This is a genomic window from Paraburkholderia solitsugae, from assembly GCF_013177695.1.
Taxonomy (GTDB): Bacteria; Pseudomonadota; Gammaproteobacteria; order Burkholderiales; family Burkholderiaceae; genus Paraburkholderia; species Paraburkholderia solitsugae.
Genome location: NZ_WOEY01000156.1, coordinates 1 through 9048 on the forward strand (window position 1 = coordinate 1; position 9048 = coordinate 9048).

A 9048-nucleotide genomic window follows, 5' to 3' on the forward strand; every position below is an offset into this window, starting at 1 on the left:
CAACATTTCTGTCCGTCGACAGTCTCCGTCATCGTCATCCCCAATAGACCGCTGCCAAGGGTGGCCGGATTGCCCTCGGTTCTGACCTCGGGGCATCCGTGCAAATTACGTATGATGATGATACGATCAATGATCGCCACCGGCAAGCCCTCTGCCAGATTAAATGATGACAAACATCCGAATTGACGGCTGGGCATCTTGGAGATGCCAGAGGAGCTTGTCATACCCTGACCCGTCCACGTTGCATGGACGCGCACATTTGCGACGGCGCCCTGTTCGCCATGGCGCGCGACGGCGCCTTTGCTAACCAAAGTCGACCCCAAACGCTTGACGAAAGACACAGCGTCTCGGCTGACGCCGGTCCGGGGTTATTTTGTGACCGGCGGGGACCGGCTACATCCGCATGTCTCGGTGGCCTGCTCGCGAGACGGTCTTGAATGTCGCAGCCGCAGCAGTTGCGAACAGGTTGAACCGGCCCGCGGCACCCTTGGCCTGTCAATCAACATGCAAAAGCCACTAGCGGTCCGGAGGGTGCCCCCTCATATGCGGGTCTAATCGTTTCGGACATTATAAAAAAGCGCGCAACTTCCGCTTCCCGCTTTCTAAGCAGCGTTGCCAGACCCGGCGTTCACTCAACACTTCAAACGAAAGGCCAGCCCAACCGCCCCGTGTGTGTCGGACGTGTCGGATCCAGCCGTCCGCTAAATCAGCGTCGCCACGTGAGCGGCGATGGCCATTGACGCGGTCAGTCCGGGCGACTCGATACCGAACAGGTTAACCAACCCGCGTACATCGTGTACGGCCGGTCCGTCGATGCGAAAGTCGGCGGCTGGCTCACCTCGCGCGACGATCTTCGGGCGAATCCCCGCATAGCCCGGCTGCAGAGCACCGTCGGGCAGACCCGGCCAGTAGCGGCGCACGGCAGAGTAGAACGCTTCGCCGCCGTGCGGGTCCACCCTGTAGTCAATCGCGTCGATCCACTCGACATCCGGACCGAACCGCGCCTGCCCAGCGAGGTCGAGCGTCAGGTGCACGCCGAGCCCGCCAGGCTCAGGTACCGGATAGACGAGATGCGAAAACGGAACACGAGCGGCGCAGGTGAAATAGCTGCCTTTCGCAAAGTAGCGCTGCGGCACGTGCTCAGGGAGCAGGCCCTCGATTCCAGCGGCCACATCGGGAGCAAAGAGTCCTGCGCTATTGACCACGGTTCTCGCTCGCAACCACGTCGGCTGCCCGTCGGTCATCACCTCGAGCTCCAGCCCACCGTTCGCGACGGCACCGCGAACGACACGCGCGTCGAACGCAATCATTGCACCGGCGTTTTCCGCGTCTCCCTGCAACGCGAGCATGAGTCCGTGGCTATCAATGATGCCAGTCGACGGCGACAACAGTGCGGCGTAAGCGTTAAGCGCCGGCTCCACGCGCGCGACATCGACCTTGTCGAGCCACTGGAGGTCGTCGACGCCGCACTCCATGGCGTTTCGATGGATTGCCTCGAGCTCCTCCACCTGGCTCAAGTCAGAGGCAACAATGAGCTTGCCGCTACGACGATGCTCCACGCCATGCGACGCGCAGTACTCGTACAGCATGCGCCTTCCTTCCACACAGAGCCGGGCTTTTTCAGAGCCCGGCCGATAATAGATCCCTGCGTGGATGACCTCGCTGTTGCGCGAACTCGTACCGGTTCCGATGGTCCGCTCTGACTCCAGTATGACAACCTCGCGCCCGCTGAGCGCAAGCGCTCGCGCCACGGCCAGTCCCACCACACCTGCGCCGATTACGACGCAATCGACCTGCTCCATCGCTCCCCCGCTCCCTCGCCTGTCCCCAACCCTTTCGTACAATTCTGGACCCGAGCACGTCACCGCGCTCAGCCCAGATCCTTGACCAGTTCCGGCACGACTGTGAACAGATCGCCCACCAGACCGTAATCGGCCACGCTGAAAATCGGCGCTTCCGGGTCCTTGTTGATCGCCACGATCACCTTCGAGTCCTTCATCCCGGCCAGATGCTGGATCGCACCCGAGATACCCACCGCGACGTACAGTTGGGGAGCGACGATCTTGCCGGTCTGACCGACCTGGTAGTCGTTCGGCACAAAGCCGGCGTCCACGGCTGCGCGCGAGGCGCCGAGCGCTGCGTTCAGCTTGTCCGCCAGCGGCTCGAGCACCCTGGTGTAGTTCTCGCCGCTGCCGAGACCACGGCCACCCGAGACGATGATCGACGCACTCGTCAGTTCCGGACGGTCCAGCTTCGTCACTTCGCGGCTCACGAACTGCGACAGACCGCTATCGGCGGCTGCGGCGATCTTCTCGATCGCTGCGCTGCCGCCAACTGCCGCGACCGGGTCGAAGCCGGTCGTGCGGACCGTGATGACCTTGATCGGATCAGCCGATTGCACCGTCGCGATCGCGTTACCCGCGTAGATCGGGCGCTCGAACGTGTCTGCGCTGTCCACTGCGGTGATGTCGCTGATCTGCGCGACGTCCAGCTTGGCGGCGATACGCGGCGCGATGTTCTTGCCGTAGGCCGTTGCCGGCGTGAGGATGTGCGAATAGTCCTTCGCAATGTTCAGCACCGTCGCTTCGACGTTTTCCGCGAGACCCGCTGCGAGTTGCGGCGCGTCGGCCAGCAGCACTTTGCTAACGCCTGCAATCTTCGCTGCTGCATCCGCTGCGCCCTGCGCGTTTTCACCTGCGACCAGCACGTGAATATCGCCACCGATCTTCTGCGCGGCGGCAATCGTGTTCAGCGTCGCGGCCTTGATCGACGCGTTATCGTGTTCTGCAATTACCAGATTCGTCATTTCGTCCATCTCCTTACAGCACCTTGGCTTCGGTCTTCAGCTTCTCGACCAGCGTCTTCACATCCGGCACCTTCACACCGGCGGAGCGCTTCGGCGGCTCGACGACTTTCAGCGTCTTCAGGCGCGGCGTCACATCAACGCCGAGGTCTTCCGGCTTGATGACTTCCAGCGGCTTCTTCTTCGCCTTCATGATGTTCGGCAGCGTCACGTAGCGCGGCTCGTTCAGGCGCAGATCGGTCGTGATCACAGCGGGCAAGCTCAGCGACAGCGTTTCCGCACCGCCGTCCACTTCGCGCGAAACCGTAGCCTTACCGTCGGCCACGACAACCTTCGAGGCGAACGTGGCTTGCGGCAGGTTGGCCAGCGCAGCCAGCATCTGGCCGGTCTGGTTCGAATCGTCGTCGATCGCCTGCTTGCCGAGGATGACCAGTTGCGGCTGTTCCTTGTCGACCAGCGCCTTGAGCAGCTTGGCGACCGCCAGCGGCTGCAGGTCTTCGCCCGACTCGATCAGGATCGCGCGGTCCGCGCCGATCGCCAGCGCCGTGCGCAGCGTTTCCTGCGCTTGCGTGACACCTGCCGACACAGCGATCACTTCGGTCGCCACGCCCGCTTCACGCAGACGCACGGCTTCTTCAACCGCGATTTCGTCGAACGGATTCATCGACATCTTCACGTTCGCGATGTCGACGCCCGTGCCGTCCGATTTCACCCGGACTTTCACGTTGTAATCGACCACACGCTTCACTGGTACAAGGATTTTCATACTGACTCAAACTCCAAAAGGTTCTGGTGAAAATGGGTAATCCGGTTGAGAAGTCCTTTATACGAAGGATACCTTATCGATCGGACAAAATAGCGTTCCATACTGCGTGCGCAGCCGTATCCTTGAGGCCGAGCTTCGGGAGATCGAACTGGCCCTTGCGAATACGACAGATCAGCTCAACGCCTGAAATCGTGGTCGCGGCGCGCCTGAACCGTTTGAAGCAGAGCATTACGTCCGTTCCGTATTTGATGTGGCGATGGTGCTGCTCGATCAGCTTGTTCCGATCTTTCGAGAACTTATCCTTCGCTCCTTCAGGCGGCAGACCATCGGCCTTCATCTCATGCACGACGCAAGCGATCGATGAACTTCCAGTCGCACAGGCGCCTCGCTCAGGCACATACGGTCCTTGATCGCGGGGCTTGTCACAACACGCCGCCCCTCCAAACTGGTGCACCTGGCCACGAGATACATCTAGCTAAAGTCCTCGCAGTTCGTAGGACGATCATACTATGGAAATCACGGATACGACAAGACTACTACCTTGCGTATTATCATCAACATATTGACGTGGAACGACATACAGGAATGCGGTTTGTCCGGAACCAAATTGCGCATATGCCTGAACTATTAGGAGATGACGTTAGTGTCACCATCATGCGAACAAAGTGTGGCGGACTCCAGCAGCGGCTTGCCCGCTGGTGCGGTGTACTTCGGGGAACCGCATGCTCCCGGAATGGCGGCCCGCGATATCGATGTTTTCAACAAAACGAACAGAGTCAAAGCAATGCGCCCATGGAGTGAAGGCGCATGCCTGAGCGCAATACGCCTCCCGATCGTCGCCTTCAAAGGCGTTGCAGAGGATGTCGACAGCACAGATGACGGACGCACCGTCGAAGTCGCGCCCGCCGCACACGGGATCAAGTTCGATAACGGTGCCGGGATCGCTCAGAGGTCACGCAGCCCAGAAGGACTGAACGCGAGCCCTGACGAGTCGCCTTCTTCCGCCAGCATCGAACTTCTGGACGGGACTTGCGAAAATGAAAAGGCGATCCGGATACCTCACCCGAGCAACCCGGACCTGATTGACAAGGTCCGACCAGCGATCCGATGTACCTCGACAGGCTATACGTACCCCTCGGCAAGCGGAGTCTCTTCCACGCTCTCAATGACGCGGTCGAGCAGCGAGTTCGTCATCGCCACCCTATGTTCTTCATGGCTTGCCAGCAATGCCGCGCAAGCTAGGCGGATGCGACCGCACCGGGCGCGATATCTACGCAACATCAAGGAGGCCCTCCGCAAAAAGCCACGATTTCTACGGACGTTTCGCGGCAGCCTCGACCGCAGGCGCTGCCCGGTCGATTCAAGGAAGCGGTGCGCCGCGCTATTAGCAGGTTGGCGAATGTTGTCAGGCTTGGCTGGAACAGGCCTTAGCCCAAATTGTGATCGCGGTGATCAAAGCCCCGACACGCAGGGATGGTGCGTTTGAACAGCACTTCTCGACGACCAATCCTCTAAACTTTAAAAGAAAGCGATCCATGCTCGACATCTATACGCTTTACGGTGCCCAGATTTCAAACTACACGGCCAAGGTTAGATCGTGCCTTATCTTCAAGGGCGTTCCATTCCAGGAAGTCGTCGCGTCCAACGCTGTTTATGACAAGCTCCTTGTGCCGCGCATCGGTTATCGGATGATGCCGATCCTGAGAACGCCGGAAGGTGAGTTGCTGCAGGACTCGACGGATATTGTCGATGAACTCGAGGCGCGCTTCCCGGTAATCTCGGTCTATCCGCCGACGCCCACTCTACACCTGGCCAACCTGTTGTTGGAAGCGTATGCCCATGACTGGGTGCGCGTACCCGCGATGTACTATCGATGGGCGTTTCCCGAGACGAATTATGAGTATCTAAAGGCCGAATTTGGCCGCATGTATGAGCCGGTTGCGCGGCTGGACCAGCAGTTGATCATTGGCGATAAAAGCTGCGCCTGGACCCGCGACCGCCTGCCGTCGTTTGGTGTGAACGCTGAAACTGTGCCCGAATTTGAACGGTGGATGGAAAGCCTGCTCGTCTCGCTCGACGTCCATTTCGCGGAGCATACCTATCTATTTGGCTCGCGGCCTGCGACGGCCGATTTCACGTTCATGGGACCGCTTTACGCCCACATGTATCGCGATCCATATTCGTTCGCCCTTATGCAGCGGATTTGCCCGAACGTCATTCGCTGGGTCGAACGGATGAATTCGCCCGCCGAACATCCGGGTGAATATTTCGCTGACGACCAGGTGCCCGAGACGCTCATGCCACTTCTACGTCATCTATTTGCCGAATACGTCCCGGTGGCCTACGACACGATCGACCGCGTATCGGACTGGATCGATACGAATTACGCGTACCCAATTCCTCGCTTCCTCGGCACCCAGGAATTCCACATCGGCAAAGCTTTAGCCCAGCGCACGGTGTGGACCTGTATTCAGTACATGTTCCAGCGGCCACTGTACTTTTACCAGCGTGCGCCGGAAACTTCCAAGCGAGCCATGGACCGTTTACTCGCGCGCGTCGGAAATGGCGCAAATCTCAAGAAGGCGGTACGCCATCCGGTGCGGCACCGCCATTATCGACTGGTGGCAGATATATGAGCGGGATCTATAAACTTTACGGCACACCGACGTCCTACTACACAGCCAAGGTCCGTTCGTACTTGATCTTCAAGAAAATTGCATACGAAGAGATCATGACGACGGCAGAGGTGTACGAAAATTTCGTCGTGAAAAAGACCGGTGTCTGGATGATTCCGGTGCTTGTTTCACCGGACGGCATCGTATTGCAGGACAGCACGGAAATCATCGACTTTTTGGAGCGGCGCTTTCCTGACTGTCCGGTTTATCCTGAAACGCCGAAGCAAAAGCTTGCGACGCTTCTGCTTGAGCTTTACGGTGACGAGTGGCTCATCATGACCGCGATCCACTATCGCTGGACCAAGGAAGAAAACCGAACGTTTGCAATCGAGGAATTCGGACGACAAGCCAAACCCGGGGGTTCGCCAGCAGAACAACAGGAGGCGGGTCTCGCAAAGGCGCAGGTTTTCGGTGGTTGGGTTGACCTCTTCGGCATCAATGACGTCACCGGGCCCGCCATTGAGGAAGCCTATGAGGAAATGCTCGCGGCGCTCAATGAGCATCTGAAAGATCGCGACTATTTGTTCGGACCTCGACCATCGCTTGCCGATTTCAGCTTCTTCGGTGGCCTCTATGCCGTACTGAGGCGCGATCCGCTTTCCGGTCGCCTCATGGCGAGTCTGGCGCCACGCGTGTACGACTGGGTGGAACGCATGCGCCATTCCGAGGCCCGAGGAGACTTCATCGCCGGCGACGAAGTACCAGAAACGCTGATGCCCGTTCTTAAGGCGATATTCGCCGACCAATTTCCTGTACTGCGCGATACCGTCCGCGCGGTCAACGACTGGTTGGACGAACATCCCGACGAGGCGCTGCCTAAGACGATCGGCAACCACGATTTCAAGCTGAGAGGCCGCGGCGGCAACCGCCGCATCTATCCCTATGCGCAATGGATGCTCCAACGGGTCCTCGATTTCTATGCCGGCCTTCCTCTTTCGCAAAGAGCGAATGTGGACGAATGGGCAAGGACACTCGGCGGGCTGGAACACCTGAACTTGAACATCGAATGCCGCATTAAACGTGAAAATTTCAAGTTGATTGCCGATCCGAGGTAAGAGCAACTCTGGTGCAAATAGGGGCGGCGAATCGGTTACCCTGCAACGCTGGAGGGCTCCTCATGGGCTCGGCACAGGCGACGCTCGGCCCATGCGAGGCGTCCGCTGCCTGCGCATGCGCTGAGCCCGGAGGAGCGCGCACGGCACTGGATGACGTTTGTGCCGTGTGGCTGGATCACAGGTGACGAGGTCTATGGCGGCGACCGGCATTGGCGGCTATGGCTGGAGTCGCGCGAACAGCCCTTCGTGCTGGCCGTCGCAAAGAATGAACTGCTGTGGTGGAAGGGGGCCGATTATGTGCGTGCCGACCAGATCGTGGAGAGTTTGCCCGTGCAGGTATGGCGAGGCCTTTCGGTAGGCGCCGGGACCACGGGCGAGCGTCGGTACGACGGGCGCTCACACCGTTATGGCACCTGCAGACTACCCCCGAGGAACGCCGCTTCGGACACTATCTGCCGGCGCGGCGCAGCATCGATGAAAAGCGTGAACAGACATACTACGTGGCCTATGCAAGGTGCGAATTTCGCTGTTCGGTACCGACTCGAGCAGCTTGAACATCCCTTCGATACGCCAGCGCTTGCGGTACAGCCGGGCAATCTCGTGTGCGCACCGCGGCAGGCAGATTGCTCCACAGCAGGATATCACCGTGTCGCCCGCTTCGGTGGGCTTGTCCAGCCGCAGTTCGAGCGCCGCCAGCCCTGCAGCCCCGACGTCAGATCAATTCGTTGCTCACGCACCTGCCCGGTCTCGATATGCGCTGTCAATGTCGACCGTCATTTCCCCAGAAGTGTCAAGGTAAAAATCCCCTCCCTGTGTAGCCGGCGATCAGCCGGTGTTGTGATCAAGTGAACTCCTTCTGGGGCGGCCCGGCCTTCGACGGACGGGTTCGGCAGGTGCGGAATTGAGCGAAGACGGCCAGTTACGTAGATGCTCGGGAAGCAGGTCGGCGTGCTCGCGCAGTCGATACGACGAGCCCTCGATGTGAATGACGACTGCGTGATGCAACAGACGGTCTTACAGCGCTGCCAGCGACGCCGGCAGGTGCTGGGCCTTGGTCGCCGCGGCATACAGCGTCGGGTTCAGTCCCAGAGACACCAGCGTCATCAGTTCCACCACCGTCGAGAACAACAGTTCCCCCGGATATTGCCGTTGCCGATGCGCGGCAAACACCTCGTCACCCCACTGCGACGTACTAGCACCCTCAAGCGCCACGCGTGCCATCACGCTCACCAGTGCTTCCCGCTCAAAATGCTTCATCACTTCTTCAAACATCGTTTCCTGGCCGCCGTCCTTGAACAGACCGCCAGGGTTACCAGGTTCGCCGGACAAAGACCTTGAAAGGGCTGCGCTTAAGACTTTCGCCGCAGAGAGAAAGCCGATATGCATCCTACCGGTGCGTCGGCTTTCTCTGAGTAAAGTTAAAGTACCTCCGTCGTCCCAACTGGTCCTGATTTCCGGTGCGGCACCGTGGGCGCTTGATTTTCGCATTACACCCGCACTATGAAGATGTCGACTGCAGTCCTCCGGAGGGCCACAGGCTGTCGGCCGCCCAACGGGCCGGCACTCCCCTCGTAGGGTATTCACCATTTTGCATAGGTCGGCATTGCCATCCGATATTTTTCATCGTATCATCATCATACGTAATTTGCACGGATGCCCCGAGGTCAGAACCGAGGGCAATCCGGCCACCCTTGGCAGCGGTCTATTGGGGATGACGATGACGGAGACTGTCGACGGACAGAAATGTTG

The 9048-nt window shown here is 59.3% G+C and carries 8 protein-coding genes and 2 pseudogenes; 3 read left to right on the forward strand and 7 right to left on the reverse strand.

Annotated features, from left to right (window positions below):
* The 5 genes from GNZ12_RS44030 to GNZ12_RS38875 form a co-directional block, all read right to left on the reverse strand.
* The coding region (locus tag GNZ12_RS44030; RefSeq protein WP_216673537.1) for a hypothetical protein at positions 1 to 341 on the reverse strand (341 nt) is incomplete at its 3' end.
* A 360-nt stretch (positions 342 to 701) separates the two neighbouring features.
* Entirely contained in the window at positions 702 to 1802 is a 1101-nt protein-coding gene (locus tag GNZ12_RS38860) for an NAD(P)/FAD-dependent oxidoreductase (RefSeq protein ID WP_172317627.1), read from the reverse strand.
* 68 nt (positions 1803 to 1870) lie between these two features.
* Entirely contained in the window at positions 1871 to 2806 is a 936-nt protein-coding gene (locus GNZ12_RS38865) for an electron transfer flavoprotein subunit alpha/FixB family protein (RefSeq protein WP_172317629.1), read from the reverse strand.
* Between the two features lie 13 nt (positions 2807 to 2819).
* On the reverse strand, positions 2820 to 3569 hold the full coding sequence (locus GNZ12_RS38870; protein WP_172316903.1) for an electron transfer flavoprotein subunit beta/FixA family protein: 750 nt from the start codon (positions 3567 to 3569) through the stop codon (positions 2820 to 2822).
* A 73-nt stretch (positions 3570 to 3642) separates the two neighbouring features.
* The gene (locus GNZ12_RS38875; protein WP_407947765.1) at positions 3643 to 4023 is read right to left on the reverse strand and encodes a DDE-type integrase/transposase/recombinase; all 381 of its coding nucleotides are present in this window, start codon (positions 4021 to 4023) and stop codon (positions 3643 to 3645) included.
* A 1081-nt stretch (positions 4024 to 5104) separates the two neighbouring features.
* Here GNZ12_RS38875 and GNZ12_RS38880 point away from each other — a divergent pair.
* The 3 genes and pseudogenes from GNZ12_RS38880 to GNZ12_RS45805 form a co-directional block, all read left to right on the forward strand.
* Positions 5105 to 6205 (forward strand): glutathione S-transferase, encoded by a 1101-nt coding sequence (locus GNZ12_RS38880; RefSeq protein ID WP_172317633.1) that lies wholly within the window; start codon positions 5105 to 5107, stop codon positions 6203 to 6205.
* Positions 6202 to 7299, forward strand: a complete 1098-nt coding sequence (locus tag GNZ12_RS38885) for a glutathione S-transferase family protein (protein ID WP_172317635.1) — start codon at positions 6202 to 6204, stop codon at positions 7297 to 7299. The genes GNZ12_RS38880 and GNZ12_RS38885 overlap by 4 nt, the downstream gene beginning before the upstream one ends.
* 159 nt (positions 7300 to 7458) lie before the next feature.
* Positions 7459 to 7811: pseudogene (locus GNZ12_RS45805) on the forward strand (IS701 family transposase); the annotation flags it as partial.
* Positions 7812 to 8124: 313 nt separating this feature from the next.
* Here the strand turns inward: GNZ12_RS45805 and GNZ12_RS45700 are convergent.
* Both GNZ12_RS45700 and GNZ12_RS45810 read right to left on the reverse strand, forming a co-directional pair.
* Positions 8125 to 8313 (reverse strand): annotated as a pseudogene (locus tag GNZ12_RS45700) (AAA family ATPase); the annotation flags it as partial.
* Positions 8314 to 8685 carry a hypothetical protein gene (locus GNZ12_RS45810; RefSeq protein WP_216673538.1) on the reverse strand — a complete coding sequence of 124 codons (372 nt, stop codon included), beginning with the start codon at positions 8683 to 8685 and terminating at the stop codon, positions 8314 to 8316.
* Between the last annotated feature and the right edge of the window lie 363 nt (positions 8686 to 9048).

Coding starts and splice junctions, on each gene's coding strand:
- GNZ12_RS38870 (WP_172316903.1), bottom strand. CDS start 3,569: ATGAAAATCCTTGTACCAGTGAAGCGTGTGGTCGATTACAACGTGAAA.
- GNZ12_RS38880 (WP_172317633.1), top strand. CDS start 5,105: ATGCTCGACATCTATACGCTTTACGGTGCCCAGATTTCAAACTACACG.
- GNZ12_RS38860 (WP_172317627.1), bottom strand. CDS start 1,802: ATGGAGCAGGTCGATTGCGTCGTAATCGGCGCAGGTGTGGTGGGACTG.
- GNZ12_RS45810 (WP_216673538.1), bottom strand. CDS start 8,685: ATGCATATCGGCTTTCTCTCTGCGGCGAAAGTCTTAAGCGCAGCCCTT.
- GNZ12_RS38865 (WP_172317629.1), bottom strand. CDS start 2,806: ATGACGAATCTGGTAATTGCAGAACACGATAACGCGTCGATCAAGGCC.
- GNZ12_RS38885 (WP_172317635.1), top strand. CDS start 6,202: ATGAGCGGGATCTATAAACTTTACGGCACACCGACGTCCTACTACACA.